Raw genomic sequence first — 26,590 nt, 5'->3', positions numbered from 1 at the left:
GAACGGCAGCGGTCGATCAAGAAATATCCGCTCCGTTAAGGGTTCATTAAGCTTTACAGGTGTTTACTATGTCCATCCAGTTATCTGGATTCTTACCGAGTGGTTGGAGCCACTTCGTTTGACGCCTCCCTGTTAAACTCCTGAGAGCCGCCTTATCCGCGGCTCTTTTTTTGTCCGCATTTTGGGCTGCCTCGCGCCCATCCGCCGGCGTTAACCGTTTGTTAAACATGTGCTTGCCTTCAACGGCGGCGAAGCGCATTTTCAAGCTTCAGTCATCTAGGGTGCCGGCGTGACGGCGAAGAAGCCGAATCAGCCGACGGGGTAGTGCAGGGGCGTATCGATGAACGAGCCTTCGAAGGGCATCGCGAAAACCATCAAACTGGCGGAACGCCGGGTTTTCTCCCAATCCTTCAAACCGCTTTACCAGGAAGGCATGGGCCTGGTTGAGCAAGCAGCCGAATATCTCGACGGCAAGGGCCGGGCCGAGGCCAAAAAGTTGTCCAGGCTGGCGGCGACGCTCTATGCGGCCGAATCGATGCGGCTGACCACCAGGCTGATGCAGGTTGCCTCCTGGCTGCTTTTGCAGCGGGCGGCAAACTCCGGCGAGATGACCCGCGACCAGGTTGCTTCGGAAAAATCCAAGGTTCGCCTCGACACCGCGTCGGCGCATGACGAGGCGGCCGGCTGGAACGAACTGCCGAAGGATTTCCTCGATCTCGTCACACGCTCGCTGCGCCTCCAGGCTCTGGTGCGCCGTATGGACGAGGAGATCTATGGCGGCGCGTTTACCGAGACGCCGTCCGCCGTCCGCCGCGTCAATCCGGTTTCCGACCAGATCACGCTGCTCAACACGGCTTTCGCCCGGGGTTAAAACGCCTCCCGTTTCCGGTTTGTTCACATTTCGCTGGCATCGCTGTCCGCCGGAGGTAAACTTGGCGGATGGGGGAAGCGATTCGCATCATCGGTATCGACCCGGGGCTGAGGCGCACCGGCTGGGGCATCGTAGAAAGCCTCGGCAATTCGCTGCGCTTCGTCGGCTCCGGCACCGTGCGCTCCGACGACAAGGCGGCGCTTGCGACACGGCTTTGTCAGTTGCATGACGGGCTGGCCGAGATCCTGCACGCTGCCATGCCGCAGGAGGCGGCCGTCGAGCAAACCTTCGTCAACAAGGATGCAGTGGCGACGCTGAAGCTCGGTCAGGCGCGCGGCATCGCCATGCTGGTGCCGGCGCGCGCCGGCCTTGTCGTCGCCGAATATGCCCCCAATGCCGTCAAGAAAGCGGTGATCGGCGTTGGCCATGGCGACAAGAAGCAGATCCACATGATGGTCAAGGTGCTGTTGCCGAAAGCCACTTTCGACACCGAACATGCCGCCGACGCACTGGCCATCGCCATCTGCCATGCGCATCACCGGCAAAGCGTCGCCTACAGGATGGCGGCTTTGGCATCATGAAAGGCTATTGAGCATGATAGGCAAGCTCAAGGGCACGCTGGACGAGATCGACGAGGATTTCTGCCTCGTCGACGTGCATGGCGTCGGCTATGTCGCTTATTGCTCGGCGCGCACTCTGGCCTCGCTGCCTTCGCCGGGCGAAGCGGTGGTGCTGTTCATCGAGACCTATGTGCGCGAGGACATGATCCGGCTTTACGGCTTTCAGTCGATACTGGAGCGCGAATGGTTCCGGCTCTTGATGACCAATGTGCAGGGCGTCGGCGCCAAGGTGGCGCTGGCGATCCTGTCGACATTGGCGCCGGCCGACCTCGCCAACGCGATCGCACTGCGCGACATCGCCATGGTCAGCCGCGCGCCCGGCGTTGGCAAGAAGGTGGCCGAGCGCATCGTCACCGAATTGAAGAACAAGGCGCCGGCCTATGCCGGAACCGCCTCCGGCACGATCGGCCTGAAGCAGGAGCTCGGCGAGGGTGTGGCACCGGCGCCGATCACCGACGCCGTCTCGGCGCTGGTCAATCTCGGCTATTCGCGCGACACAGCAGCCAATGCCGTGGCGGCGGCGCTGAAGACCGCCGGCGAGGATGCGGATGCCTCGAAGCTCATTCGTTTCGGGTTGAAGGAATTGGCGCGGTGAGCGGTTGCTTGCCCCCTCCTTTACCCTGTGCGAGGAAGGCGGCATGAGCCTTTCCCCTCGCCTCATTGCCCCGGAAAAGCGCGGCGAGGATGCCGAGCAGACTTTGCGGCCGCAGACGCTCGCCGATTTCGTCGGCCAGGCGGCGGTCAGGGCCAATCTCAAGGTCTTCATTGAGGCCGCAAAAGGCCGCAGCGAGGCGCTCGACCATGTGCTGTTCGTCGGGCCGCCTGGGCTTGGCAAGACGACGCTGGCGCAGATCATGGCGCGCGAGCTCGGCGTCAATTTCCGTTCGACCTCGGGGCCAGTGATCGCCAAGGCCGGTGACCTCGCGGCGCTGCTCACCAATCTCGAAGACCGCGACGTGTTGTTCATCGACGAGATCCACCGGCTGAACCCGGCGGTGGAGGAAATCCTCTATCCGGCGATGGAGGATTTCCAGCTCGACCTGATCATCGGCGAAGGCCCGGCGGCGCGCTCGGTCAAGATCGACCTTGCCCGCTTCACGCTGGTCGCCGCAACGACAAGGCTTGGCCTTTTGACCAATCCGCTGCGCGACCGTTTCGGCATTCCGGTCAGGCTCAATTTCTATTCCGTCGAGGAACTGGAGCAGATCGTGCGCCGCGGCGCACGCATCCTGCAAATGCCGCTCGGCGACGACGGTGCTCTGGAGATCGCGCGCCGCGCCCGCGGCACGCCGCGCATCGCCGGCCGGCTGCTGCGCCGGGTGCGCGATTTCGCCTCCGTTGCCGGTGACGGCCATGTCGACAGGCAGATTGCCGATGAAGCCCTCACCCGCCTTGAGGTCGACGCGCTCGGCCTCGACGCGCTCGACCGCCGCTATCTCTCGATGATCGCCCGCAATTTCGGCGGCGGGCCGGTCGGTATCGAGACCATCGCCGCCGGCCTGTCCGAGCCGCGCGATGCTATTGAGGACATTATCGAGCCCTATCTGATCCAGCAGGGTTTCATCCAGCGCACGCCGCGTGGCCGCGTGCTGACCGCCAATGCCTGGCGCCATCTCGGCCTCGACGCGCCGAAGGACCTGGCCCAGCAGCAGATCAACCTGTTCCAGGAAGAGTAACGGAGATTTGTTCTTCGGAACGGTTTGTCTGCGCAGAATTTCCTCAAGCCTGCCAGCGTGAAGGCGCATTCCTGGATTTTATCGTGCGTCTTAATGTCGGCGCGGAACCGCTCCGATCAGGGTCGGAGCGGGGAAAGTGATCACCAGACGCGGGTTCCTGAAATTCGTCGGCGGTTCGTTCCTCTCGCTGGTTTCGCTCAGCGCCTATGCGGTTGGCATCGAGCCGATGCTGCTGACGCATGTGAAGCGCTATCAGCTGACGCCGCCGCATTGGCCTGCGGGTTTGAAGCTGCGCGCCGTCGTGCTTTCCGACATCCATGCCTGCCACCCCTGGATGACGCCGGAGCGGATCGCTTCGCTTGCGGCCGAGGCGAATGCGCTCAAGCCGGATGTGATCCTCATGCTTGGCGACTATCCGGCTGGCACTCGAATAGTGACGGGCTGGGTGGATGCCTCGGAATGGGCGCCGGCACTTTCCGGCCTCAAGGCGCCACTGGGCGTCTGGTCGATCCTCGGCAACCATGACTGGTGGGAAGACCGTACCGCCCAAAGGGTTGGCGTCGGACCGACGATTTCACGCAAGGCGCTGGAGACCGTCGGCATTCCGGTGCTGGAAAACGATGTCGTACGCCTGGAAAAGGACGGGCACGGCTTCTGGCTCGCCGGTCTTGCCGATCAGTTGGCGTTGCTCCCCGGCCGGGCCTGGGGCCGCAGTCACTTCAAGGGCCTGGACGATCTCGACGGCACGCTGGCCAAAGTCAGCGACCAGGCGCCCATCATCCTGCTCGCCCACGAGCCGGACATTTTCCCGAAAGTGCCGTGGCGGGTTTCGCTGACGCTGTCGGGCCACACCCATGGCGGACAGGTCAGGCTGTTGGGCTATTCGCCGGTGGTGCCGTCCCGCTTCGGCAACCGTTTCGCCTATGGCCATGTCGTCGAGAATGACCGCAACCTGATTGTGTCGGGTGGACTCGGCTTCAGCATCGCACCGGTGCGGTTCGGCATGCGCCCGGAGATCCTGCAGATCGATCTTGGTTCCACATAGACCTCGCCTTCAGTGAAGCGACCGGATCGCATCCATCACGGCAGGCTCGGCCTTTTCGCCGTTGAAAGCGTCGACGATGCCGAAGGCGCCACCAAAACTCCACACCGACCATGAGAAGCCATGCGCCTCGGCGCGCGCGATCACGTCCTTGACGTAAGCCGCGCGGTATTGCGGCGGCATGACATAGGGGTTGCCATACTCCTGGCGGATCATGCCGAATTCGCCCAGCGTGATGTTTTCCGGCTTGATGCCGTTGGCCTTGGCCCAGGCCTCGACCTTTTCGAACGGCGCATCCATAACGCCGAGCAGCTTCTCGTCCGTGTCCATGCTGGCCACCTGTTCGTCGAGATAGGCGAGCAGGCCGCTTCGCCTGGTCCACGGCGCCTCAGCCTTCATCTTGGCGCGGATCGCGTCCAGTTTTGCATCGAGCTCGGCGCGCGGCACCGCGGTCAGCGGATAGGGCAGGCCGGTGACATAGGGAATGAAATCGCCGGCCCAGGTCGCGCCCTGATGGGTGAGCAGGAAAGGGTCGTAGGAGTGGAAGGTCCAGATGATGTTGTCGTCGGGGATCGTCTTCGGGTCTATCCTGACCAGCGAGGCCGCATTGGAATAGCAGGCGCCGGTCAGGATCAGCGTCAGCCTGGTGGCGGAGGCGCGCGCGGCCGCGAACAATTTCTGCTGGCGCTCGGGCCACAGGCTGGTGCCGTCGCTATCGCAATCGACGATCGGCTCGTTCATCGGCTCGAAAGCGACCTGCGTCGGGTCCTCAGTGGCAAGCGTGCGCGCCATTTTGCGGATGACCTCGACATAGGCGTCGAAAATGGCGGGATCGTCCATCACCTGGCCCATGCCGATCTCGCGGCCGCCCCCGGCGGGGATGAGGTGCATGTCGACGATCACTTTCAGGCCAGCGCGGTTGATCATGCGGGCCGAGTCCCGCACGCTGGCATAAAGGTCGTCGCGCAGCGCCAGCGTCTGGTCCGACATAAACGGCGAGGGGTCGACCGGCATGCGCAGGAAGTCGAAACCGGCGGCCTTCAGCGCCTTGAGGTCGTCCTCGTTGAGAAACTTGCGCCATTCCGGATAGGGCAGGATGGCCTTGGGATCGTTCCATTTGTCTTCCCCGACCCAGGTCGTCCACTGGTCGAGGTTGAGGCCGCGCTTCATCGAAAAGCTCGCGGCGTGGCCGGGCAGCGCAGACGCCGCCAGCACCAGCAGCGCCGCCATCAAGGTCTTGATCATCGCCTTCAACAGTGCCATCCGGTTTGCTGCGCTGGTGATTTTGACAGGACAGGTGCCCCGCCAGGGGCAAAAAGGAAAGCGCGATGGACGATCATGGTAAATCGGCGGCACTCACTGCCGGGCTTTCCGGCGCGCTGACGGAATTCGGCCATCGGCTGATGGCACGGGTCTATTATGCCGACACCGACTTCTCCGGCGTCGTCTACCACGCACGCTATCTCGAATTCTTCGAGCGCGGCCGCTCGGACTATCTAAGGCTCGCCGGCGTCCATCACACCGAACTTCACCAAGGCAAGCACGGCGAACGGATCGTCTGGGTGGTGCGGCGCATGGAGATCGATTTTCGTTCGCCCGCCCGCATGGACGATATCCTTACCATCGACACTCGCACCGAAGACATTTCCGGCGCCCGCATCGTCATGGCACAGCAATTGAAGCGCCGCGCCGAGGTGTTAGTCGAGGCGAAGGTCCAGGCGGCGATCATCGGTGAGAACGGCCGGCCGAAACGCTTTCCCAAGGAATGGATCGCGGCCTTCATACCGAGAGCAAGTTGATACCAGGGCCTACCAGCCTGCAACGAGCGGCCTGATTGGCAGCGTTTTCGATCGTTGTGAACAGCCTGCCCGCGTGCCGAGGCGCGGCAATGCGCCGCGCCATATTTCCTAACCCATCCTTAACCATAACGGTTCATGAAGAGATTGGTGAAGATTGGAAGAATCCGCGCGCCTTCCTTTCACCAATATTTGCCCTGAAAAGGCCGCTAACGGTGCATTTTGGGGTAATCCGCAAGCCTAGCGCGAACGGACCACAAGGGATGCCCATGGGCCAGCCGCCAGCGATGCCCGGAAAATCTTAAGGACTTGAACGATGGAAAATATCGCACTCGCCGACCCGGCAGCGCATTTGTCGATTTGGGCGCTGTTCATGCAGGCCGGCTGGGTGGTCAAGCTGGTGATGATAGGGTTGCTCTGCGCTTCGATCTGGACCTGGGCGATCATCGTCGACAAGCTGGTCAGCTATGCCCGCATGCGGCTGTCGCTCAACCGCTTCGAACAGGTGTTCTGGTCGGGACAGTCGCTGGAGGAGCTTTACCGGACGCTCGCGGACCGCAAGACCACCGGCATGGGCGCGATCTTCGTCGCAGCCATGCGCGAATGGAAGAAAAGCTTCGAGAAGGGCGCCAAATCGCCGCTCGGCCTGCAGACCCGTATCGACAAGGCGATGGATTTGGCGCTGACGCGCGAGATGGAGCGGCTGGAGGGACGGCTCGGCTTCCTCGCCACCACCGGTTCGGCGGCACCCTTCATCGGCCTGTTCGGCACCGTCATCGGCATCATGACGTCTTTCCAGGCCATTGCCGCGTCCAAGAACACCAGTCTTTCGGTGGTGGCGCCCGGCATCGCCGAGGCGCTGCTGGCAACGGCCATCGGCCTGCTCGCCGCCATCCCGGCCGTTATCGCCTACAACAAGCTGTCATCGGACGCGAACAAGATCGCGGTGCGCATGGAAGGGTTCTCGGACGAGTTCTCCGCCATACTCTCGCGCCAAATCGATGAAAAAGTCGCACCGAAGGCCTGAGGAGCAGCAAGATGGGTATGTCCGTAGGCATCTCGGGACGCGGCGGGCGCGGCCACAGGCGGCGCGGCCGCCATCACGCGCTGATATCGGAAATCAATGTCACGCCGATGGTCGACGTGATGCTGGTGCTGTTGATCATCTTCATGGTCGCGGCACCCTTGCTGACGGTCGGCGTGCCGATCGACCTGCCGGACACGCAGGCCAAGGCGATGAATGCCGACACGCAGCCGATCACAGTCTCGATCAATGCCGCCGGCCAGATCTACCTGCAGGAAACCGAAATCCCGATCGAGGAACTGGTGGCCAAGCTGCAGGCGATTTCCAAGACCGGCTATGAGGAACGCATCTTCATCCGCGGCGACAAGTCGACCGACTATGGCACCGCCATGAAGGTGATGGCCCGCATTTCGGCCGCTGGTTACAAGAACATCGGCCTGGTTTCACTGCAGGAACAGGAACAGTAGCACCAAGATGCGGACCGGCCTCACCACATCGGTGATCTTGCACACGGTAGCGTTGGCCTTCGGGCTGTTCACGCTGTCGTCGCCGCCTGCCATGCCCGCGTCCGATGCCGAATCAGTTTCGGTCGCAATCGTGCCGATGGAGGCCGTCGCGCAGACGTTGCAGGGCGACAAGAAAGCAGTGATGCGCGAAAAGCCGGCGCCCACCCCGACCAAGCGCCCCGATATCGTGCCCGAAGCACAGAAGATCGGTGAGAACAGCGCCGACACCGACAAGCCGGTGACGGACGAGGCCAAGCCGAAGCCGGTGGAGCTGGCGTCGGCCCCGCCGCCGGCGCCGACACCGAAAGAGAAGCCTAAGACCGAGGACGCGCCGAAGCCGAAGGAAGAGCCGAAGCCGACACCGGCGACGGAAGTGGCGCCGGTGCCGCAGCCGAAGGAAGAGGTCAAGCCCGAGCCGGTCAAGCAGACGGAACCGAAGCCCACCCCGGCGAAGGAGCCGGCGCCAGCGCCACAACCGGACACGACCGCAGCCATCGAACCGAAGCCTGAGGTCAAGCCCGACGCGGTAGCCGAGGCCATATCGGAACAGCAGCCTCCGGAGGAGGCGCAGCTGCCGAATTCCGCACCCGCGCCCGAAGCGCGACCGAAGCCGCAGCCGGCGCAGGCTGAAAGCGCCAAAGCGCCGGATCGCAAGGATGCGGACAAGCCGGTCAAGGAAGCATCGTCCAAGCCGAAGTCCGAGGACAAGCAGTTCAACGCTGACGAGATTTCAGCTCTCCTCGACAAGCAGAAGCCATCCGGCGGCGGCGCCAAGCGCTCGACGCAGCAGGCGTCGCTCGGCGCCGACAAGACCCAGGGCCAGAAGCTGTCGCAAAGCGAAATGGGCGCTTTGTCGGATCAGCTCGGCGGTTGCTGGACCCTTCCCGTGGGGCTCGAGGGTTCGGAAAACTTCGTCGCCGTGGTCCTGTTCAACCTCGACGCCTCCGGCAAGCTCGATGGCCGGCCGACCGTCGAGAAATCGAGCGGAAACCAGCAGTTCGACGAGAGTGCGGTGCGTGCCGTCCAGAAATGCAACATGGCCGGCCTGCAGGTTCCTGCCGGCAAGCAGGATATCTGGGCCCAGGTTCGGGTCACTTTCGATCCCAGAGAGATGCTTGGGCTTTAAGTCTGGCGTCCACAAAATCAGTTAAGAGAAGCGAGACGACATGAAATCCATCCTCAAGCCGCTCCTGACGATTGCAGCCATGGCGCTGGGCATGACTGCCGTTGCCACCTTGCCGGCGCGAGCACTCGTCGAGATCAACGTCAACAAGGGCAATGTCGAGCCGTTGCCGATCGCGATCACCGATTTTCAAGGTGAGATTGGCGCCCAGATCTCCGATATCGTCAGCGCCGATCTGAAACGCTCCGGTCTGTTCGCACCGATAGACAAGAGCGCCTTCATCGAGAAGATCGCCAATCCGGATGCGCAGCCGCGCTTCGACGACTGGAAGGTGATCAACGCGCAGGCGCTGGTAACCGGCAGCGTCGGCAAGGAGGCGGACGGCCGCATCCGCGCCCAGTACCGGTTGTGGGACACTTTTGCCGGCCAGCAGATGTCCGGCGAGCAGTTCTTCGCCAACGATGCCAACACCAGGCGCGTCGCCCACATCATCGCCGACGCGATCTATGAGAGGCTGACCGGAGAGAAAGGCTATTTCGATACCCGCGTCGTCTTCATTGACGAGTCCGGCGCCAAGAATGCGCGCAAGAAGCGGCTCGCCATCATGGACCAGGACGGCGCCAACGTCCGCTATCTCTCGGACGGCAAGTCGATCGTGCTGACGCCGCGTTTCTCGCCGAACCGGCAGGAAATCACTTACATGTCGTACGAAAGCGGCCAGCCGCGGGTCTATCTGCTGCAGATCGAGACCGGGCAGCGCGAACTGGTCGGCAATTTCCCCGGCATGACCTTTGCTCCGCGCTTCTCGCCCGACGGCCAGAAGGTGATCATGAGCCTGCTGCGAGATGACGGCAATTCCAACATCTTCGCCATGGACCTGCGCAGCCGCTCGACGACGCGGCTGACCAACTCGACCGCCATCGATACCTCGCCGTCTTATTCGCCGGACGGCAGCAAGGTGGTCTTCACGTCCGACCGCGGCGGCCGCGCGCAGATCTATGTGATGGGCGCCGACGGTTCGGGCCAGACCCGCATCTCCTTCGGCGACGGCGTCTATTCGACGCCGGTGTGGTCGCCACGCGGCGACCTCGTCGCCTTCACCAAGCAGACCGGCGGCGAATTCCAGATCGGCGTGATGAAGACCGACGGCTCTGGCGAGCGCATCCTGTCGTCCGGCTTCCAGCAGGAAGGACCGACCTGGGCGCCCAACGGCCGCGTGCTGATGTTCTTCCGCGACTCTGCCGGTGGCCCAAAACTGGTTTCCGTCGATCTCACTGGCCGCAACGAACAGTCGATCCCGACGGCGAACTTCGCTTCCGATCCTGCCTGGTCGCCGCTGCTCGAATAAACCAAGTTTTGGCCCAGCCTTCGCTTGCCACGTTGCAACTTGGCAACAGTGCCCTAAAAGCCCCGTTTTGGGGCTTTTTTCACGCCGAAGTCGCCTTTTGGCCGCATTTCCGCCTACGGTCCGCGACCATTGTGGCATCAGGTTATTTCGGCTGCGGACGGGCGCTGAAACCAAATTTTAACCGTGTTTCTTGAATGCCGGTTAACCCAAACGTGGTTACTGGGTGATCAACGAAATCACTCGAATACGAAGGAGAGGCGGCATGGGCCGTATCGCAGCACTTACCAGAAACCCGGCGATGATTGCGCTGATCGCGATGCTCGCCATCACCGGTTGCGCCTCGAAGAAGACCCCGAACAGCGCCGCCGACCTCGGTCTCAATGGCGCGGGTGCCGCAACGCCGGGCTCGGCGCAGGACTTCACTGTCAACATTGGCGATCGCATCTTCTTCGATACGGACTCGTCTTCGATCCGCGCCGATGCGCAGACGACGCTGTCGCGCCAGGCGCAGTGGCTCAACCAGTACAAGCAGTATGCCATCGTCGTCGAAGGCCACGCCGATGAGCGCGGCACGCGTGAATACAATCTGGCGCTCGGCGCCCGCCGCGCCGCCGCCACCCGCGACTTCCTGGTTGCCAGGGGTGTTTCGGCAAGCCGCCTGAAGACGATTTCCTACGGCAAGGAACGTCCGGTCGCGGTTTGTGACGACATCTCCTGCTGGTCGCAGAATCGCCGCGCGGTCACCACGCTCTCCGGCGCCGGCTCCTGATAGGCAAGACGGCGACGCGCCTATCCTGACGCAATTCCGGACGGAAAACCGTGTCACACTTTTCCTGGAATTGCTTGTGTCGCAAAATTGCAACACCTCCATGCGAAAGGCGGCCATTGGCCGCCTTTTTCAGTTCCAGGCCCGGAAACAAAATTGGGAAACAAAATTTGGCCGAAGTCTCGCCTCCTGCTAAGAGCCGAGGGCGTCTGGCTGGTTCCTGTGATTGGAAGGCGCGAACAGGCTCACGAATTACACGGCGAGAGGCACATGCATTTCAGATCGATCTTGAGCGGCACGCTTGCGCTGCTGCTCGTATCAGGCTTCGCGGCTACTGCGAGCGGCACCGGACAACCCGCGGATAGCGGCTTTTCCTTCCATCTGCCGACGCTCGGCATTTTCGGCAACAAAGAGAAGCCGGACCAGCAACAGATCGCACAGCAGCAAGACGGCACCACCGCCGCCAGCCTCGAAGAACAGCTGCGCCAGATGAACGGCAAGATCGAGGAACTCAATTTCCAGGTCCTGCAGATGCAGGAGCAGATGCGCAAGCAGCAGGAAGACAACGAGTTCCGCTTCCAGCAGTTGGAAGGCGGCTCTAGCGGGCAGCCGCCGGCGCAGAAGAAATCGGAGGCGGCGCCGCAGGATGGCGATACCGGCAACAGCGTCGCCGAGGCCCCGGCAAGCCAAGCGCCGGCCGATTCGGGTGCACAATCGGATGGCGGCCAGAGCGTCGGCGAAGTGATCGTCGAATCGCAGACCGGCGATCCCGGCAAGGTGATCACCGGCACTCCGCCAAAGACGTTCGGCACCATCACTGTCGACAAGAACGGCAATGTGGTCGACGCCGGCGGCAACACGCAGGCGACCGCGCCGGCGGAAGGTGCGGCTCCCGCCGCCGAAGCGCCGGCGACCGGTCCCAAGACCGGCAAATCCGACGGCACGGTGGTGGCGGCGCTGCCTGCCACGAACAACCCGGAAGAGATCTACCGCAACTCCTACCAGTTCATCCTGTCGGGCGATTACAGCACCGCCGAGCAGGGTTTTCGCGATCACATCGCCCGCTTCCCCAAGGACGCCAAGGCGGCAGACGCGCATTACTGGCTGGGCGAATCCCTGCTTGGCCAGCAGAAATACCACGACGCGGCCGAGGTTTTCCTCTCCGCCAGCAAGGACTATCCGAAGGCCAAGAAGGCGCCCGACATGCTTTTGAAGCTCGGCGTGTCGCTGGTCGGCCTCAAGCAGAAGGATGTCGCCTGCGCCACCTTCGGCGAGATCGGCAAGCGTTATCCCGATATTTCGGCCGCGCTCAAGGAACGCGTCAAACAGGAAAGGGCGCTGGCGGCGTGCTAGTCTTCCCCTCGCATGTCGGCGTCCGGGAACCACTTTTGGGCGACATGCATTGATGCTCGATACCGAGCCTGACCTTTCGGATTTTTCAACGATCGACTTTTCCAACGGCGCTGTTGCAGCCGTGTCCGGCGGGAGCAACTCGACCGCCCTCCTTCTTCTCCTCAAAGCTCACCTCGACCGCAGCGCCCCGACAGCCAGGCTGCTGGCGGTGACGATCGACCACGGTTTGCGTCCGGAAGCGGCGGCGGAAGCACGCGCCGTTGCCAAGCTCTGTGCCGAGCGCGGTATCGCGCACCGCATACTTAGCTGGTCCGGCGACAAGCCGTCGACCGGTCTGCCCGCGGCGGCGCGCGAGGCACGCTACCGGCTGCTGGCCGAGGCCGCGCGGGCGCGGGGCATCGGTGTGATCGCGACCGGCCACACCGCGGACGACCAGGCCGAGACCGTGCTGATGCGAGCCGCGCGGAATGATGGCCACGAGCTTGGTGAAACGGCAGGCCGCGGGCTCGCCGGCATGGCGCCGGCCACCCTCTATGACTGGCGGATCTGGATCACGCGGCCGCTGCTCGGCGTACGGCGCGCGGCATTGCGGGCCTTCCTGCGGCGCGAAAATGTCGGCTGGACGGAGGACCCGACCAACACGGACGCGCATTTCGAACGGCCGCGCATTCGCGCCGTGCTCGGCGAAGACCGGGGCGGCCAGCGTTTTGCCGAGGCGATCGGCCTTGCTGGACGGGCGGCCAGCGAGCGCGAGCAACTCGGACGCCGCGCCGCCGCGCTGATCCGGCAATTTGCCAGCCAGCCGGCACCGGGTCTCATCCGCCTCGAACCCGGTTTCGCCAACGCAGACGACACGCAAGCCGCGGTCTATGGGCTGCGTGTCCTGCTGGCGGCGACGGGCGGTGTCGCCCTGTTGCCGGACCAGGCGCGTAGTGAAGCGCTGTTCCAGCAAATGCAGGCCGGGCCGCTTTGCGCCACATTGTCGCGGACGGTCGTCGATACCAGGCGCACCGGCATCTTCCTGTACCGTGAATCGCGCGACCTGCCTGCTGCCGCACCGTTGGCGGTCGGACTCTGGGACGGTCGCAGGCGGATCACCGAAGCAGAGGCAATCACATTGGGCGACAGTTCTGGTGCATTGTTGATCGCGCCGCTCGGCGCGGCTGCCGCGGCCAAACGGAGTGCCGGGAATGGCGCGCCAGCAAGCCTTGTCCGCGTCGCTTTGGCTGCGGAACCGGCGCTGTGGCGCGGCGGCGAATGCCTTGGTTTTGCAGGCGATGTAACGACGGCGCCGGCAATCGCCCTCAGCCCGGCCGTCGCGCCTTTTGCACGCTTCCTGCCCAGCTTCGATCTGGCGCTGGCCGGGGCCGTCGCCGAACTGACCGGCGCGCCGCCCATCCCGGCCTTGCCTTCCAGCCGCCACAGTGCCGGTTGATGGTGGCGCGAAAGCTTAACCCAGACGTGCTGTTATGCTTGGCAAGGGGAGGCGCTCTCCCTATGTTAGGCCCAAGTTTCCTCTCATACGCGTGCCCCACAGGGTGCCAACGGGACAATTGATGAATCCGAATTATCGCAACCTCGCGCTCTGGGCGATCATAGCGGTCCTGCTCATCGCTCTCTTCAATCTGTTCCAGACGCCGCAGACGCGTGGAGCCTCGCAAGACGTTCCCTACTCGCAGTTCCTGCAAGAGGTTGCGGCCGGCCGGGTCAAGACGGTGACCATCGCCGGCGACCGCATCATGGGCACCTACACTGACAACGCGAATGGCTTTCAGACCTATTCGCCCGGCGATCCGCAGCTGGTCTCGCGGCTTCAGGACAAGAACGTCGTCATCAATGCGCGTCCTGAATCGGACGGTTCCACCTCGCTGTTCAGCTATCTCATCTCTTACCTGCCGATGATCCTGATCCTCGGCGTGTGGATATTCTTCATGCGCCAGATGCAGTCCGGCTCCGGGCGCGCCATGGGCTTCGGCAAGTCGAAGGCCAAGCTTCTGACCGAGGCGCATGGCCGTGTCACTTTCCAGGATGTCGCCGGCGTCGACGAGGCCAAGGAAGATCTGGAAGAGATCGTCGAGTTCCTGCGCGATCCGCAGAAGTTCCAGCGCCTGGGCGGCAAGATTCCGCGCGGCGTGCTGCTCGTCGGTCCTCCCGGCACCGGCAAGACGCTGCTCGCCCGTTCGGTTGCCGGTGAAGCCAATGTGCCCTTCTTCACCATTTCGGGTTCGGACTTTGTCGAGATGTTCGTCGGCGTCGGCGCGTCCCGTGTCCGCGATATGTTCGACCAGGCCAAGAAGAACGCGCCCTGCATCATCTTCATCGACGAAATCGACGCCGTCGGCCGCCATCGCGGCGCCGGCCTCGGCGGCGGCAATGACGAGCGCGAGCAGACGCTGAACCAGCTGCTGGTCGAGATGGACGGTTTCGAGTCCAACGAGAGCATCATCCTGATCGCCGCCACCAACAGGCCCGACGTGCTCGATCCGGCGCTGTTGCGTCCGGGCCGCTTCGACCGCCAGGTGGTGGTGCCGAACCCCGACATCGTCGGCCGCGAGAAGATCCTAAAGGTGCATGTGCGCAACGTGCCGCTGGCCCCCAATGTCGACCTCAAGGTGGTCGCGCGTGGCACGCCGGGCTTTTCCGGCGCCGATCTGATGAATCTGGTCAACGAATCCGCTCTGATGGCGGCGCGCCGCAACAAGCGCCTCGTCACCATGGCCGAATTCGAGGACGCCAAGGACAAGATCATGATGGGCGCCGAGCGCCGCTCGTCGGCCATGACCCAGGCCGAGAAGGAGCTCACCGCTTACCACGAGGCCGGCCACGCCATCCTGGCGCTCAACGTGCCGTCCGCCGACCCGCTGCACAAGGCGACCATCATCCCGCGCGGCCGTGCGCTCGGCATGGTCATGCAACTGCCGGAAGGCGACCGCTATTCGATGAGCTACAAGTACATGGTCTCGCGGCTTGCCATTATGATGGGTGGCCGGGTCGCCGAGGAGTTCAAGTTCGGCAAGGAGAACATCACTTCGGGCGCTTCCTCCGACATCGAGCAGGCGACCAAGCTGGCGCGCGCCATGGTTACGCGCTGGGGCTTCTCCGACAAGCTCGGCCATGTCGCCTATGGCGACAACCAGGAAGAGGTTTTCCTCGGCCATTCGGTAGCGCGCACGCAGAACATCTCGGAAGAGACCGCGCAGATCATCGACGCCGAAGTGCGCCGGCTGATCGACGAGGCCTATGTCTCGGCCAAGTCCATCCTGACCAAGAAGAAGAAGGAATGGATTGCGCTGGCACAGGGCCTGCTCGAATACGAGACGCTTTCGGGCGAGGAGATCAAGCAGCTGATTGCTGGGCAGAAGCCCGCACGGGATTTGGGGGATGATACCCCTCCGAGCCGTGGCTCAGCCGTGCCGAAGTCCGGCCGCCGCAAGAAGGGCCCGGAGCCCGAAGGCGGCATGGAGCCTCAGCCGTCTAGCTGAGCTGAAATCACTCGATTTAAGAAAACGCCGCGGCTTCAATCCGCGGCGTTTTGCTATTCAGGGTTGATCAAAGAACGTGTGGTGCGATTGCACTGGCTCTGCCGGGGCGCACACCGTCAGACCGGCCAGCATGTTGCTTGCCCCATCTGGCCAGCGGGATCAGGGCATTGTCCAGCTCGATGCCGAATTCGGTGATCGAGTATTCGACCCGGGGCGGCACTTCGGGGAAGACTTCGCGGTGAACGATGCCGTCAGCCTCCATTTCGCGCAGCTGTTGGATCAGCATCTTTTCGCTGATGTCAGGCACCAGCCGCTTCAACTCACCGAATCGGGCCGGCGCCTTGTGAATCTGCCAGAGCAGTAACGCCTTCCATTTGCCGCTGATGACCTCCAGCGCCGGCCCCAATCCGCAACTATCTGGCTGTTTCTTTCCCATGTTTCATCCAATTCTGAGCAATCGGTGGGTAGCTTACATTTTTGTCGGTACTTGAGAAAAACCAAGCCGGTCCATAGCTTCAAACCAGCTCGCCGGCATTGGCGAACACCACAACATCATATCGGTACCTCGCTTCGACCTGCAAAGGCCGTCGGCGGCCGGATTTTGTCAAAAAAGGGATGGATCATGACACGATACGCAAACAAGAAGGCCGTTGTCATCGGCGGGACGCACGGCATGGGGCTCGCCGTCGCCGAAGCTCTGATCGAAGGCGGCGCCGAGGTCCTGGTCACCGGCCGCGACCAGCGCAACATCGAGGCCGCCCGCAGAGAGCTGTTTTCGCGAGCTCATGTCGTGCGGTCCGATATCAGCGACATGGCCGATATCGTCACGCTCGGTGCCGAAGTGGGGCAGAAGCTCGGCCAGATCGACTTCCTTCACATCAATGCCGGGGTGGCCAATCTCGAACCCGTGGAGCGGGTCACCGAGGACAGCTACGACCGCGCCTTCAACATCAATACCAAGGGCGCCTTTTTCACCGTGCAGCGCCTGCTGCCGCTCATCAGGGATGGCGGCGCCATCGTCTTCACCTCGTCGATCGCTGACGAATCCGGCACTGGCGGCATGAGCGTCTATTCCGGTTCGAAGGCGGCACTTCGCGCCTTCGCCAAGGTGCTCGCCGCGGAACTCCTGCCGCGCCTGATCCGGGTGAATGTCGTCAGTCCCGGTTTCATCGATACGCCGACCATGGGAGTGGCCGGCGCATCCGCGGAAGAACGGGCAGCCTTCATGAGCATAGGCGATGCGGTCACCCCCATGAAGCGTCATGGCACGGTCGAGGAGGTGGCGCGTGCAGTACTGTTCCTGGCGTTCGACGCGACCTTCACCACGGGCGCGCGGCTGACCGTCGACGGTGGCCTCGGCCAGGACCTGAGCCCGATGCCGGCGTAACCGCGCAACCAAACGAAGGAGCAGCAAGATGAGCGAAATAACTGTAATCGGCCTTGGCGCCATGGGTACGGCGCTTGCCGAAGCCTTTTTGAACCAGGGTTATTCGGTGACGGTGTGGAACCGTTCTCCGGCTAAGGCTGAAGCTTTAGCAGCCAAGGGTGCCATCGTGGCCGCGAGTGTCGAGGAAGCCGTCAGGTCGAGTCCGCTGATCGTGACGTGCCTGCTTGTCTATGACACTGTTCGTGAGGCGCTCGGCCCCGTAGCGGCTGCTTTGTCGGGTCGCACAGTGGTCAACCTCACCAACGGCACGCCCAAGCAGGCGCGCGAGATGTCCGACTGGGCGGTAAGCCACGGCGCCGACTATATCGATGGCGGCATCATGGCGGTGCCGCCGATGATCGGCGGGCCGCACGCCTTGATCCTCTACAGCGGCTCGAGCCAGGCGTTCGACGCCTGTTCAGGGCAGCTCGGAGCGCTCGGCACCAGCAAATATCTCGGTGAGGATGCTGGCCTCGCGCCGCTCTACGATATCTCGCTTCTGACCGGCATGTACGGAATGTTCGCGGGCACTTTGCAAGCGTTGGCATTGACGGGCGCGGCCGGGATCCCTGCCGGCGCGTTCATGCCACTGCTGGCCTCCTGGCTCCAGGCGATGCAAGGCCTGCTGCCGAAATGGGCGGAACAGATCGACAGTGGCGATCACACCAGCGATGTCGTTTCCAATCTGGGCATGCAGGCTGATGCCTATGTCAATCTGATCGACGCCAGCAGGTCCGCTGATGTCAGCACGGAACTCGTCCTGCCGATGCAAAGCCTGATGAAGCGCGGGGTGGCTGTCGGCCAGGCCAATGCCGATCTTTCAAGCCTAGTCGCGCTCCTGCGGCTCTCGAAACAAGGCGCTTGAGGCTGGCAAGACCTCAACAAAAGCCCGCCAACCATGAGGTTGGCGGGCTTTTCGATCTTCAAACGCTGCTGGCCGATCAGCTCTTCAGCTTGGCATTGCAGAGGCTGTAATAGCCGCCGCCCTTCTGGATCCAGCGAAGGCCGTTCAACGTACCTGCGTCCTTGTTGCCGTGGTAACCCTGCAGGCAGGTCTTCATCCGCGCCTTCGCGGGCTTTTCGGTCTTGAACTCGGCGGCGAGGGTGGTCGGGAATGTCACGCCCGCCGGCGCTACAGCGGGGGCGACCGCCGCGCTGGTTTCCGTCTTCGGCTGCGGCTCGGTTTTGACCGTATCCGCGCTGGCACTCTCCGCAGCTGACGTCGCGCACTTCTCCGTGCGGAAAGCGGTCCAATCCATGCCGTTCAGAGTGCCGCCTTCCTTGGCTGTGCGATAGGCCTCGCCGCATTCCTTCATCGTCAGTGCGCTTGCAGGGGCGACGCTCCAAGCAACCCATGCCGTCACAGCCAATGCCGCCAATTTCAATCTGGACATAAGACCCTCCTTGGTTGACAAAAGTTCGATGTCCTTTTGTATACTGTTTGTTCCGTATATGTTCAATTGGAATCTTTGCGTACCACCGATAAGTCTGGCGGTGGGCAGTGTGGGCGAATAGATGATGCCGACAGCTTCCGCGGTATGTAGACCGCGAGCAAACCGGGCGTCTTCGAGCGCAACAAAAAGGCCCGCGCATGTTGCGATGCGCGGGCCTTTGTCTGGAGAAAATGGCTACGCGATCAGCTCTTCAGCTTGGCATTGCAGAGGCTGTAGAAGCCGCCGCCCTTCTGGATCCAGCGCAGGCCATTCAGCGTGTCGGCATCCTTGTTGGCGTAGTAGAGCTCGAGGCAGGTATGCATGCGGCCCTTGGCCGGCGTCTCGCTGGCGTATTTCTTCGAGATGGCGGTCGGGAACTTCACGCCCTTGGGAGCGGTGACCGAGGGCTTCTCGGGCTCGCTGGTATAAGTCGCCTCGCTCGGAGCCGGGACGGTGTCGTCGTCATCGGCGCCGGCGCCGCACTCGGCCTTGCGGAAGTCGTTCCACTTCTTGCCGCCCAGTGTGTTGGCAGACTTGGCCGCCTGATACTTGGCGCTGCAATCGGCCATGCTCAGACCCTTGCCGCTGCTGTCGGCAGCTGCCTTGGTCGTGGCCTTGGCCGGTTTTGCCGCCGCGGATGCGCCAGCGGCGCATTCGGTCTTGCGGAAGTCGTTCCACTTCACGCCGTTGAGCGTGCCAGCGGCCTTTGCCGCCTGGTATTTGGCGCTGCATTCCTTGGCCGTCAGGCCCTTGGCGCCATCGTCGGCTGCGGTTGCAGCCTTGGTCGTGGCCTTGGCGGGTTCTGCCGTGGCGCTGGCGCCGGCGGCGCATTCGGTCTTGCGGAAATCGTTCCACTTCACGCCGTTGAGCGTGCCGGCAACCTTCGCAGCCTGGTATTTGGCGCTGCATTCCTTGGCCGTCAGGCCCGTGCCGCCGTCGTCGGCGGCAGCAGCGGCCTTGGTCGTGTCCTTGGCCGCGGCGGCCTTCTTGGCCGGCTTGGCGGTCTCGGTGGTGGCGGCCGCGTCGGTGCCGCATTCGGCCTTACGGAACTGGTTCCAGGTCTGTCCGTTCAGCGTGCCGCCGTCTTTGGCGGCATTATACTTGGTACTGCACTCGGCCATGGTAAGCGCGTTGGCGGGCGCCGCCATGAACAAGGTTGCGACGGCAAGACCCGTCAAGGTTGCAAGTTTATGGATGAGCATGGCGTTTCTCCCGTTGCTGCGCCGATGGTGTCCCTTTGGTGAATCAATAGCTCTCAACGCTAGGCTGCGCCAGACGCTAGCTCAGGCCGATACCCTCGCAAAGCGCGTCCTCCCGACAAGGTGATGAAATCATTGCGATCTACGGCCTCGAAAAGAAGGGTTACCGGACAACCTGCGCAGAGCGGCTTAGTGTGACTGCTATATTGCGGCAAGACCGTGTCACCGTTTTAGGTTGTGGAAACACTTGAACAGATCGCTACAATGATTTTCTAAGGATTGGTAACATACGATCATACATTGTGATGATTTGTGGTGCCCAATTTTGTGGCATTACGGGCAGCTGAAAAACCGACGGGGATTCTGGCTAGCATGGCAGGGCACTATTTCGGCACCGACGGCATTCGCGGGCGCGCCAACAAATTTCCGATGACGGCTGAGATCGCGATGCGGGTCGGCATGGCCGCCGGCCTGTCGTTCCAGCGCGGCAGCCACCGCCACCGCGTCGTGCTCGGCAAGGACACGCGGCTGTCCGGCTACATGATCGAGAATGCGATGGTGGCCGGCCTTTGTGCCGCCGGGATGGATGTTTTCCTGCTCGGCCCGATTCCGACGCCGGCGGTGGCCATGCTGGTGCGCTCGCTGCGCGCCGATATCGGCGTCATGATCTCGGCCTCGCACAATCCTTACTTCGATAACGGCATCAAGCTGTTTGGGCCTGATGGCTACAAGCTCTCCGACGAGATCGAGGAGCGGATCGAGAGCATGCTCGACAAGGACATCGAGCTGGCGCTCGCCGATTCCGACGGGCTCGGGCGCGCCAAGCGCGTCGACGGCGTGCATGACCGCTACATCGAATTCGCCAAGCGCACGCTGCCGCGCTCGATGTCGCTGTCGGGTCTCAGGATCGTCGTCGACTGCGCCAATGGCGCCGCCTACAAGGTGGCGCCGGCCGCCCTTTGGGAATTGGGCGCCGAGGTCATTGCCATCAATGTCGAGCCGAACGGCTTCAACATCAACAAGGAATGCGGCTCGACCCATCCGGCCGGCCTGCAGAAGAAGGTGCATGAAGTGCGCGCCGACATCGGCATCGCGCTCGACGGCGATGCCGACCGCGTCGTCATCGTCGACGAGAACGGCACGATCGTCGACGGCGACCAGATCATGGCGCTGATTGCCGAATCCTGGCATCAGAACGGGCGGCTCGCCGGCGGCGGCGTCGTCTCGACGGTGATGTCCAATCTCGGCCTCGAACGCTTTCTCGGCGACATGAAGCTGCAGCTGCACCGCACCAAGGTCGGCGACCGCTATGTCGTCGAACATATGCGCGCGCATGGGTTGAATGTCGGCGGCGAGCAATCGGGCCACATCGTGCTGTCCGATTTCTCGACTACCGGCGACGGGCTCGTCTCGGCGCTGCAGGTTCTCGCCTGCATCAAGCGGCAGAACCGCCCGGTGAGCGAATTGTCGAAGAAGTTCGAGCCCGTGCCGCAGCTGTTGAAGAATGTCCGCATCGCCGGCGGCAAGCCGCTTGAGGAAGCCCCGGTCAAGGCGGCGATCGAAGATGCGCGCAACCGTCTCGGCAGGGCCGGTCGACTGGTCATCCGGCCCTCCGGCACCGAGCCGCTGATCCGCGTCATGGCCGAGGGCGACGACCCGCAGCTGGTCGAAGCCGTGGTCAACGACATTGTCGACATCATCTCGGAAACGCGCAGCGCCGCCTGATCGCGCCGCCTCCAGCGGCAGGCGCGAACTGCCGGCTCGAAGACCTCAAGGCCCGCCTCCAGGCGGGCTTTTTGTTTCGGGCGGGGTGGCCCCAGCATGATGCCGGCAGAGACTGTTTGCTAAAATATCGAGAATTCGTGGTTAATCGACAGGGTTAAACGCGTTTTAACTTTTGCAATTCATTATCCACAACTGAGGTCAATCATATTCGGGCGGGTTGGATTTTTCCCGACGGTTCTCAGGGGTGACAAGCATGTTCAATACAGCAAAAATGGCTCTCCTTGCCGCGCTGTTCGCAGGCGTGGCCGGGCCGGTTTTCGCCGCCGATCTGGCGGAACCGCCGGTGGTCGAGGAAGCGCCTCCGCCGGTTGCCTATGAGCCGCCCGCCGATTTCGGCGGCTGGTACATCCGCGGCGACATCGACTATCATAAGTCGGATTTGCGCGGCATCGACTATATCACCTACGGGCCGCCTCCCGGCAGCAATGTTTTCGATTCCGGCGAGCTTAAGGGCGGCTTCTCACTCGGCGCCGGCATTGGCTACAAGATCAACGATCATTTTCGTACCGACCTGACAGCCGACTATTGGTTCGCTTCGGACTTCAACGGATCAACCAACGATGGCGTTACGACATCGGTCGAAGTGTCGAAAATGAGCGCATTGCTGCTCTTGGCCAACGCCTATTACGATATCGGCACCTGGCACGGCATCACGCCTTATGTTGGCGCTGGCATCGGCGGCGCGCACGTCAAATGGGATACCGTCCACGACCCGAACACAACCGAGACCAACCCCGGGTCGAAGAATTGGCGCTTTGCCTACGCGCTCATGGCCGGCGCGTCCTATTGCCTTACCGACAGGGTGATCCTGGATGCCGGCTATCGCTACTCTCACATTGAGGGAGGCCGCATGTTCGACTTCGACGTGAGCAGTTCCGGGCCAGGCTTCGACCATGGCATCAACACACATGAGGTACGCGGCGGTCTGCGCTATCAGTTCGGCGGCAATAATGGTTGCACATCGCCGGAACCCTACGTTCCCGAGCCGGAGCCGATCTACACCAAGTAGTCGCTTCGAAATCCTGGAATTCGCGAACCGCCCGGTTATGCCGGGCGGTTTTCGTTTGGCGATTGCGGTGCATTTCCATCCGCCGCCTGCGCTGAAGAAAGCCTGCCGAAATCAATTCGGTAACGCCGCGTTATCCTTAACCCGCACTTAACCACTATGGTTAACAATGCCTACTGAAACGGCGCTTGCAATCAAATGACGCGCGCCAATTTCAGGAGCCGGGGACCCATGAATTTCAAATCGCTGACAGCGCCGGCGCTAGCCGCACTCGTGCTTGCTCCGCTGACGCCCGCGCAGGCCGCCGACTACGATCCGCCGGTCTATGTCGATCAGGCGCCGGACTATCAACCGGTCGAGGTCGGTTCGGGCTGGTATCTGCGCGGCGACGTCTCCTATCTGGCGCAGAAGAGCTACCAGGATCAGGATTTCACCTTCGCGCCTTCGCCGCCAGGGAGCTTCAGCGAAAAGCAGGATCCGGCCTTTGCCAGCATCGGCTTCGGCTATCATTTCAACGACTATCTGCGCGCCGATATCAATCTCGGCTATCTGCCGGGCAACAAGGTTGGCATCCACTATGACGACACCGCGACCGTGATACCGCCGGCCACGGCAACGGTGGCGTCGGCGTCCCTGGAGAATTATTCCCTGTCGGGGATGGTCAATGGCTATGTCGATCTTGGCACTTATGTCGGGATCACACCCTATTTGGGTGCCGGCATCGGGCTGGTCCGGAGCAAATACAAGCTGTCGGCGAGTTACTTCACCGACAATCTCGACGCCACCGATGATTTCGTCCGGAGCGACAACAAGACCCAGTATGCCTTGGCCTATACGCTGGATGCGGGCCTGGCCTATCAGATCACCAAGAATGTCTCCGTCGATCTCGGCTATCAGTATTTTTCGGCGCCGGATGCCGAATATGTCACGGCCGCGAGCCTGACGTCGTATCCGATCCGAAAGGGCATCAGCAATCATCAGGTCAAACTCGGGCTGCGTTACGACCTCTGGTAGGCTCGCTATAGACACGAAGCCTGACGGCGGATCTTTTCGATCCGCCGTTTGCGTTTGGGCTCACGACATCCTGATCGCGGATCGCTTGTATCTTGTCCGCGACAAAAACTTTCCTCTTGACGCCTGATGGCTGAACGCATATCGCCGTCCGTGGGCCACCCCTCCCCAACGAGGGGCCACTATCTGGAAGGATAGACCACGATGACGACGCATACGAAGCCCGGACTCCGTCCGGCAAACCCCAATTTCTCCTCAGGTCCCTGCGCAAAGCGCCCCGGCTGGTCGGTCGAGGCGCTGAAGAACGCTGCGCTCGGCCGTTCCCACCGCGCCAAGATCGGCAAGACCAAGCTCGAACAGGCGATCGAGCTGACGCGGGAAATTCTCCAGGTCCCAGCGGACTACCGCATCGGCATCGTGCCAGCGTCGGACACCGGTGCCGTCGAGATGGCGCTATGGTCGCTGCTTGGCGAGCGCGGCGTCGACATGGTCGCCTGGGAAAGCTTTGGCTCCGGCTGGGTGACCGATGTCGTCAAGCAGCTGAAGCTCGCCGATACCAGAAAGATAGAAGCGGGTTATGGCGAGCTGCCTGATCTGGCGAAGATCGATTTCGACCGCGACGTGGTCTTCACCTGGAACGGCACGACCTCAGGCGTTCGGGTGCCGAACGGCGATTTCATTCCGGCCGACCGCAAAGGGTTGACGATCTGCGACGCGACCTCGGCCGCATTCGCCCAGAGGCTCGATTTCCAGAAGCTGGATGTCGTCACCTTCTCCTGGCAGAAAGTGTTGGGCGGCGAGGGCGCGCACGGCATGCTGATCCTCAGCCCGCGCGCCGTCGAGCGGCTGGAAACCTACAAGCCGGCGTGGCCGCTGCCAAAGATCTTCCGCCTGACGTCGGGCGGCAAGCTGATCGAAGGCATCTTCAAAGGCGAGACCATCAACACGCCGTCTATGCTGTGCGTCGAGGATTATCTCGACGCGCTCAATTGGGCGAAGTCGATCGGCGGTCTCGACGCGTTGATTGCCAGAGCGGATGCCAACGCCGCTGTGCTCGACGGCTTTGTCGACAGATCCTCATGGCTCGGCCATCTCGCAGTCGATGCGGCGACAAGGTCCAACACTTCCGTGTGTCTGTCCTTCACCGACGCTCAAGTCGCGGCACTCGATGCCGACGGACAGGCGGCTTTCGCCAAGGGGCTCGTGTCGGTGCTCGACAAGGAAGGCGTTGCCTATGACATCGGCGCCTATCGCGACGCACCGCCCGGCCTGCGCATCTGGTGCGGCGCGACTGTCGAGACAGCCGACCTCGAAGCGCTGCTGCCCTGGCTCGACTGGGCCTTTGCCGCGCAGAAGGCGTCGCTGAAAGCGGCGGCCTGAGATTTCTTGCGGCGGCCTTCGGGCCGCCTATTCCCACGGATCAAATTCCATTTGAAGGAGGTCGCCATGGCGCCCCGCGTTCTCGTCTCAGACAAACTCTCCACCACCGCCGTGCAGATCTTCAAAGACCGCGGCATCGAGGTCGACTACCTGCCCGATCTCGGCAAGGACAAGGAAAAACTGCTTGAAGTCATCGACCAATATGACGGTCTTGCCATCCGCTCGGCGACCAAGGTCACCGAAAAGCTGATCAACGCCGCCACCAGGCTGAAGGTCGTGGGCCGTGCCGGCATCGGCGTCGACAATGTCGACATCCCGGCGGCGAGCCGCAAGGGCATCATCGTGATGAACACGCCCTTCGGCAATTCGATCACCACCGCCGAGCATGCGGTGGCAATGATCTTCGCGCTGGCCCGCCAGATTCCGGAGGCCAACGCCTCCACCCATGCCGGCAAATGGGAAAAGAACCGCTTCATGGGCATCGAGATCACCGGCAAGACGCTGGGTGTCATCGGCTGCGGTAACATCGGGTCGATCGTCGCCACGCGCGGCGTCGGGCTGAAGATGCATGTCATTGCCTTCGACCCGTTCCTGTCGGACAGCCGCGCCGAGGAGCTCGGCGTCGAAAAAGTAGAGCTCGACGAGCTGTTCGCCCGCGCCGACTTCATCACCTTGCATACGCCGCTGACCGACAAGACGCGCAACATTATCGACGCCGCCGCGATCGCCAAGATGAAGACCGGCGTGCGCATCATCAATTGTGCGCGTGGCGGGCTCATCGTCGAGGCCGATCTGGTCGCGGCGCTGAAGAGCGGCAAGGTGGCAGGCGCCGGCATCGACGTGTTCGAGATCGAACCGGCGGAGAACCACGAATTGTTCGGTATGGAGAATGTCGTGGCAACGCCGCATCTCGGCGCTTCGACCACCGAAGCGCAGGAGAATGTCGCGCTGCATGTCGCCGAGCAGATGTCGGACTACCTGATCAAGGGTGCCATTTCCAACGCCATCAACATGCCGTCGATCACCGCCGAGGAAGCGCCGCGGCTGAAGCCTTTCGTCAAGCTGGCCGAAGTGCTCGGCGCCTTCGTCGGCCAGGTCACCGAAGATCCGATCAAGGAGGTCGAGATCCTGTTCGACGGCTCGACCGCGACGATGAACACACGCGCGCTGATCAGCGCCACGCTTGCCGGCCTGATCCGGCCGCAGGTCTCCGACGTCAACATGGTGTCGGCGCCGATCATGGTGAAGGAGCGCGGCATCATCGTTGCCGAGGTCAAGCGCGACAAGTCGGGCGTGTTCGACGGCTACATCAAGCTGACGGTCAAGACCGAGCACATGACGCGCTCGATCGCCGGCACCTGCTTCTCCGACGGCAAGCCGCGTTTCATCCAGATCAAGGGCATCAATCTCGACGCCGAAGTCGGCCAGCACATGCTCTACACCACCAACGCCGATGCGCCCGGCATTATCGGCCTGCTCGGCACGGTGTGCGGCGAGAACGGCGTCAACATCGCCAATTTCCAGCTGGGACGTAACCGGCCAGGCGGCGACGCGATTGCGCTGCTCTATCTCGATGCGCCGTTCCCGGAGAATGTGCTGGAACAGGTCAAGGCGCACAAGTCGATCGACTCGGCCAAACGGCTGCAGTTCGACGTCAACGCGATGTGATCCTGACGTAGCGACGGAATCGAAGGCGCGGGCTTTGTTGGGCGCAATCCCAAGGGAAAGCGCTGCGCGCTTTTT

General features: G+C 62.5%; 24 protein-coding genes and 1 pseudogene. 21 read left to right on the top strand and 4 right to left on the bottom strand.

Annotated features, from left to right (window positions below; all coding sequences use genetic code 11):
- The first annotated feature begins 340 nt into the window (after positions 1–340).
- The 5 genes from rcdA to ACYHH6_RS02020 all read left to right on the top strand — a co-directional run bounded on the left by rcdA (position 341) and on the right by ACYHH6_RS02020 (position 4,212).
- Positions 341–871, top strand: coding sequence for a protease adaptor protein RcdA (gene rcdA / locus ACYHH6_RS02040; RefSeq protein WP_192258715.1), 531 nt, complete (start codon positions 341–343; stop codon positions 869–871).
- Positions 872–939: 68 nt separating this feature from the next.
- Positions 940–1,452 (top strand): crossover junction endodeoxyribonuclease RuvC, encoded by a 513-nt coding sequence (gene ruvC, locus ACYHH6_RS02035; RefSeq protein ID WP_112559670.1) that lies wholly within the window; start codon positions 940–942, stop codon positions 1,450–1,452.
- A 13-nt stretch (positions 1,453–1,465) separates the two neighbouring features.
- Positions 1,466–2,086, top strand: a complete 621-nt coding sequence (gene ruvA / locus ACYHH6_RS02030; protein WP_112559669.1) for a Holliday junction branch migration protein RuvA — start codon at positions 1,466–1,468, stop codon at positions 2,084–2,086.
- Positions 2,087–2,129: 43 nt separating this feature from the next.
- Positions 2,130–3,167, top strand: coding sequence for a Holliday junction branch migration DNA helicase RuvB (gene ruvB, locus ACYHH6_RS02025; protein WP_112559820.1), 1,038 nt, complete (start codon positions 2,130–2,132; stop codon positions 3,165–3,167).
- A gap of 136 nt (positions 3,168–3,303) precedes the next feature.
- Positions 3,304–4,212 carry a metallophosphoesterase gene (locus ACYHH6_RS02020; RefSeq protein ID WP_352590054.1) on the top strand — a complete coding sequence of 303 codons (909 nt, stop codon included), beginning with the start codon at positions 3,304–3,306 and terminating at the stop codon, positions 4,210–4,212.
- 9 nt (positions 4,213–4,221) lie between these two features.
- Here the strand turns inward: ACYHH6_RS02020 and ACYHH6_RS02015 are convergent, their stop codons facing one another.
- Complete coding sequence (locus ACYHH6_RS02015; protein WP_352590051.1) at positions 4,222–5,472, bottom strand: glycoside hydrolase family 5 protein; 1,251 nt, start codon at positions 5,470–5,472, stop codon at positions 4,222–4,224.
- Positions 5,473–5,537: 65 nt separating this feature from the next.
- On the opposite strand from ACYHH6_RS02015, the gene ybgC reads away from it, so the two are divergent.
- The 9 genes from ybgC to ftsH all read left to right on the top strand — a co-directional run bounded on the left by ybgC (position 5,538) and on the right by ftsH (position 15,607).
- A complete protein-coding gene (gene ybgC, locus ACYHH6_RS02010; protein WP_488500396.1) occupies positions 5,538–6,008 on the top strand; it encodes a tol-pal system-associated acyl-CoA thioesterase in 471 nt (156 codons plus the stop codon).
- A 313-nt stretch (positions 6,009–6,321) separates the two neighbouring features.
- Positions 6,322–7,032 (top strand): protein TolQ, encoded by a 711-nt coding sequence (gene tolQ, locus ACYHH6_RS02005; protein WP_142869706.1) that lies wholly within the window; start codon positions 6,322–6,324, stop codon positions 7,030–7,032.
- 11 nt (positions 7,033–7,043) lie between these two features.
- Complete coding sequence (gene tolR / locus ACYHH6_RS02000) at positions 7,044–7,496, top strand: protein TolR (RefSeq protein WP_181057782.1); 453 nt, start codon at positions 7,044–7,046, stop codon at positions 7,494–7,496.
- A 7-nt stretch (positions 7,497–7,503) separates the two neighbouring features.
- Complete coding sequence (locus tag ACYHH6_RS01995) at positions 7,504–8,661, top strand: energy transducer TonB family protein (protein WP_352590045.1); 1,158 nt, start codon at positions 7,504–7,506, stop codon at positions 8,659–8,661.
- Positions 8,662–8,701: 40 nt separating this feature from the next.
- On the top strand, positions 8,702–10,006 hold the full coding sequence (gene tolB, locus ACYHH6_RS01990; RefSeq protein WP_112559662.1) for a Tol-Pal system beta propeller repeat protein TolB: 1,305 nt from the start codon (positions 8,702–8,704) through the stop codon (positions 10,004–10,006).
- 262 nt (positions 10,007–10,268) lie between these two features.
- Positions 10,269–10,775 carry a peptidoglycan-associated lipoprotein Pal gene (pal, locus tag ACYHH6_RS01985; protein ID WP_112559660.1) on the top strand — a complete coding sequence of 169 codons (507 nt, stop codon included), beginning with the start codon at positions 10,269–10,271 and terminating at the stop codon, positions 10,773–10,775.
- Between the two features lie 267 nt (positions 10,776–11,042).
- Positions 11,043–12,125 carry a tol-pal system protein YbgF gene (ybgF, locus tag ACYHH6_RS01980; protein ID WP_352590042.1) on the top strand — a complete coding sequence of 361 codons (1,083 nt, stop codon included), beginning with the start codon at positions 11,043–11,045 and terminating at the stop codon, positions 12,123–12,125.
- 52 nt (positions 12,126–12,177) lie between these two features.
- Positions 12,178–13,560: a tRNA lysidine(34) synthetase TilS gene (gene tilS / locus ACYHH6_RS01975; RefSeq protein ID WP_488500395.1), complete on the top strand. Its 1,383-nt coding sequence runs from the start codon at positions 12,178–12,180 to the stop codon at positions 13,558–13,560.
- A gap of 121 nt (positions 13,561–13,681) precedes the next feature.
- The gene (ftsH, locus tag ACYHH6_RS01970) at positions 13,682–15,607 is read left to right on the top strand and encodes an ATP-dependent zinc metalloprotease FtsH (protein WP_112559657.1); all 1,926 of its coding nucleotides are present in this window, start codon (positions 13,682–13,684) and stop codon (positions 15,605–15,607) included.
- 67 nt (positions 15,608–15,674) lie between these two features.
- On the opposite strand, the gene ACYHH6_RS01965 is transcribed toward ftsH, so the two are convergent.
- Positions 15,675–16,043: a winged helix-turn-helix transcriptional regulator gene (locus ACYHH6_RS01965; RefSeq protein WP_112559656.1), complete on the bottom strand. Its 369-nt coding sequence runs from the start codon at positions 16,041–16,043 to the stop codon at positions 15,675–15,677.
- Positions 16,044–16,229: 186 nt separating this feature from the next.
- On the opposite strand from ACYHH6_RS01965, the gene ACYHH6_RS01960 reads away from it, so the two are divergent.
- Together ACYHH6_RS01960 and ACYHH6_RS01955 are read left to right on the top strand one after the other, a co-directional pair.
- Positions 16,230–16,994 carry an SDR family oxidoreductase gene (locus ACYHH6_RS01960; RefSeq protein ID WP_112559655.1) on the top strand — a complete coding sequence of 255 codons (765 nt, stop codon included), beginning with the start codon at positions 16,230–16,232 and terminating at the stop codon, positions 16,992–16,994.
- 19 nt (positions 16,995–17,013) lie between these two features.
- Positions 17,014–17,898 (top strand): annotated as a pseudogene (locus ACYHH6_RS01955) (NAD(P)-dependent oxidoreductase); the annotation flags it as partial.
- Between the two features lie 76 nt (positions 17,899–17,974).
- Here the strand turns inward: ACYHH6_RS01955 and ACYHH6_RS01950 are convergent.
- On the bottom strand, positions 17,975–18,427 hold the full coding sequence (locus ACYHH6_RS01950) for a hypothetical protein (protein ID WP_352590111.1): 453 nt from the start codon (positions 18,425–18,427) through the stop codon (positions 17,975–17,977).
- 242 nt (positions 18,428–18,669) lie between these two features.
- On the bottom strand, positions 18,670–19,668 hold the full coding sequence (locus ACYHH6_RS01945) for a hypothetical protein (protein ID WP_352590036.1): 999 nt from the start codon (positions 19,666–19,668) through the stop codon (positions 18,670–18,672).
- A 369-nt stretch (positions 19,669–20,037) separates the two neighbouring features.
- On the opposite strand from ACYHH6_RS01945, the gene glmM reads away from it, so the two are divergent.
- The 5 genes from glmM (at position 20,038) to serA (ending at position 26,515) form a co-directional block, all read left to right on the top strand.
- Complete coding sequence (gene glmM / locus ACYHH6_RS01940; protein WP_112559651.1) at positions 20,038–21,390, top strand: phosphoglucosamine mutase; 1,353 nt, start codon at positions 20,038–20,040, stop codon at positions 21,388–21,390.
- 253 nt (positions 21,391–21,643) lie between these two features.
- A complete protein-coding gene (locus ACYHH6_RS01935) occupies positions 21,644–22,459 on the top strand; it encodes an outer membrane protein (protein ID WP_352590033.1) in 816 nt (271 codons plus the stop codon).
- A 228-nt stretch (positions 22,460–22,687) separates the two neighbouring features.
- Complete coding sequence (locus ACYHH6_RS01930) at positions 22,688–23,470, top strand: outer membrane protein (protein ID WP_352590030.1); 783 nt, start codon at positions 22,688–22,690, stop codon at positions 23,468–23,470.
- A gap of 201 nt (positions 23,471–23,671) precedes the next feature.
- Entirely contained in the window at positions 23,672–24,847 is a 1,176-nt protein-coding gene (locus tag ACYHH6_RS01925) for a phosphoserine transaminase (protein ID WP_352590028.1), read from the top strand.
- 66 nt (positions 24,848–24,913) lie between these two features.
- Complete coding sequence (serA, locus tag ACYHH6_RS01920; protein WP_352590025.1) at positions 24,914–26,515, top strand: phosphoglycerate dehydrogenase; 1,602 nt, start codon at positions 24,914–24,916, stop codon at positions 26,513–26,515.
- Positions 26,516–26,590 lie beyond the last annotated feature (75 nt).

The organism is Mesorhizobium sp. P171375 (genome assembly GCF_057786075.1).
This window is presented reverse-complemented; position numbering and strand designations above follow the sequence as displayed.

Excerpts from the sequence above, each read along its gene's own strand:
- rcdA (WP_192258715.1), top strand. The coding sequence starts at position 341 with ATGAACGAGCCTTCGAAGGGCATCGCGAAAACCATCAAACTGGCGGAA.
- ruvC (WP_112559670.1), top strand. The coding sequence starts at position 940 with ATGGGGGAAGCGATTCGCATCATCGGTATCGACCCGGGGCTGAGGCGC.
- ruvA (WP_112559669.1), top strand. The coding sequence starts at position 1,466 with ATGATAGGCAAGCTCAAGGGCACGCTGGACGAGATCGACGAGGATTTC.
- ruvB (WP_112559820.1), top strand. The coding sequence starts at position 2,130 with ATGAGCCTTTCCCCTCGCCTCATTGCCCCGGAAAAGCGCGGCGAGGAT.
- ACYHH6_RS02015 (WP_352590051.1), bottom strand. The coding sequence starts at position 5,472 with ATGGCACTGTTGAAGGCGATGATCAAGACCTTGATGGCGGCGCTGCTG.
- ybgC (WP_488500396.1), top strand. The coding sequence starts at position 5,538 with ATGGACGATCATGGTAAATCGGCGGCACTCACTGCCGGGCTTTCCGGC.
- tolQ (WP_142869706.1), top strand. The coding sequence starts at position 6,322 with ATGGAAAATATCGCACTCGCCGACCCGGCAGCGCATTTGTCGATTTGG.
- tolR (WP_181057782.1), top strand. The coding sequence starts at position 7,044 with ATGGGTATGTCCGTAGGCATCTCGGGACGCGGCGGGCGCGGCCACAGG.
- ACYHH6_RS01995 (WP_352590045.1), top strand. The coding sequence starts at position 7,504 with ATGCGGACCGGCCTCACCACATCGGTGATCTTGCACACGGTAGCGTTG.
- tolB (WP_112559662.1), top strand. The coding sequence starts at position 8,702 with ATGAAATCCATCCTCAAGCCGCTCCTGACGATTGCAGCCATGGCGCTG.
- pal (WP_112559660.1), top strand. The coding sequence starts at position 10,269 with ATGGGCCGTATCGCAGCACTTACCAGAAACCCGGCGATGATTGCGCTG.
- ybgF (WP_352590042.1), top strand. The coding sequence starts at position 11,043 with ATGCATTTCAGATCGATCTTGAGCGGCACGCTTGCGCTGCTGCTCGTA.
- tilS (WP_488500395.1), top strand. The coding sequence starts at position 12,178 with ATGCTCGATACCGAGCCTGACCTTTCGGATTTTTCAACGATCGACTTT.
- ftsH (WP_112559657.1), top strand. The coding sequence starts at position 13,682 with ATGAATCCGAATTATCGCAACCTCGCGCTCTGGGCGATCATAGCGGTC.
- ACYHH6_RS01965 (WP_112559656.1), bottom strand. The coding sequence starts at position 16,043 with ATGGGAAAGAAACAGCCAGATAGTTGCGGATTGGGGCCGGCGCTGGAG.
- ACYHH6_RS01960 (WP_112559655.1), top strand. The coding sequence starts at position 16,230 with ATGACACGATACGCAAACAAGAAGGCCGTTGTCATCGGCGGGACGCAC.
- ACYHH6_RS01950 (WP_352590111.1), bottom strand. The coding sequence starts at position 18,427 with ATGTCCAGATTGAAATTGGCGGCATTGGCTGTGACGGCATGGGTTGCT.
- ACYHH6_RS01945 (WP_352590036.1), bottom strand. The coding sequence starts at position 19,668 with ATGCTCATCCATAAACTTGCAACCTTGACGGGTCTTGCCGTCGCAACC.
- glmM (WP_112559651.1), top strand. The coding sequence starts at position 20,038 with ATGGCAGGGCACTATTTCGGCACCGACGGCATTCGCGGGCGCGCCAAC.
- ACYHH6_RS01935 (WP_352590033.1), top strand. The coding sequence starts at position 21,644 with ATGTTCAATACAGCAAAAATGGCTCTCCTTGCCGCGCTGTTCGCAGGC.
- ACYHH6_RS01930 (WP_352590030.1), top strand. The coding sequence starts at position 22,688 with ATGAATTTCAAATCGCTGACAGCGCCGGCGCTAGCCGCACTCGTGCTT.
- ACYHH6_RS01925 (WP_352590028.1), top strand. The coding sequence starts at position 23,672 with ATGACGACGCATACGAAGCCCGGACTCCGTCCGGCAAACCCCAATTTC.
- serA (WP_352590025.1), top strand. The coding sequence starts at position 24,914 with ATGGCGCCCCGCGTTCTCGTCTCAGACAAACTCTCCACCACCGCCGTG.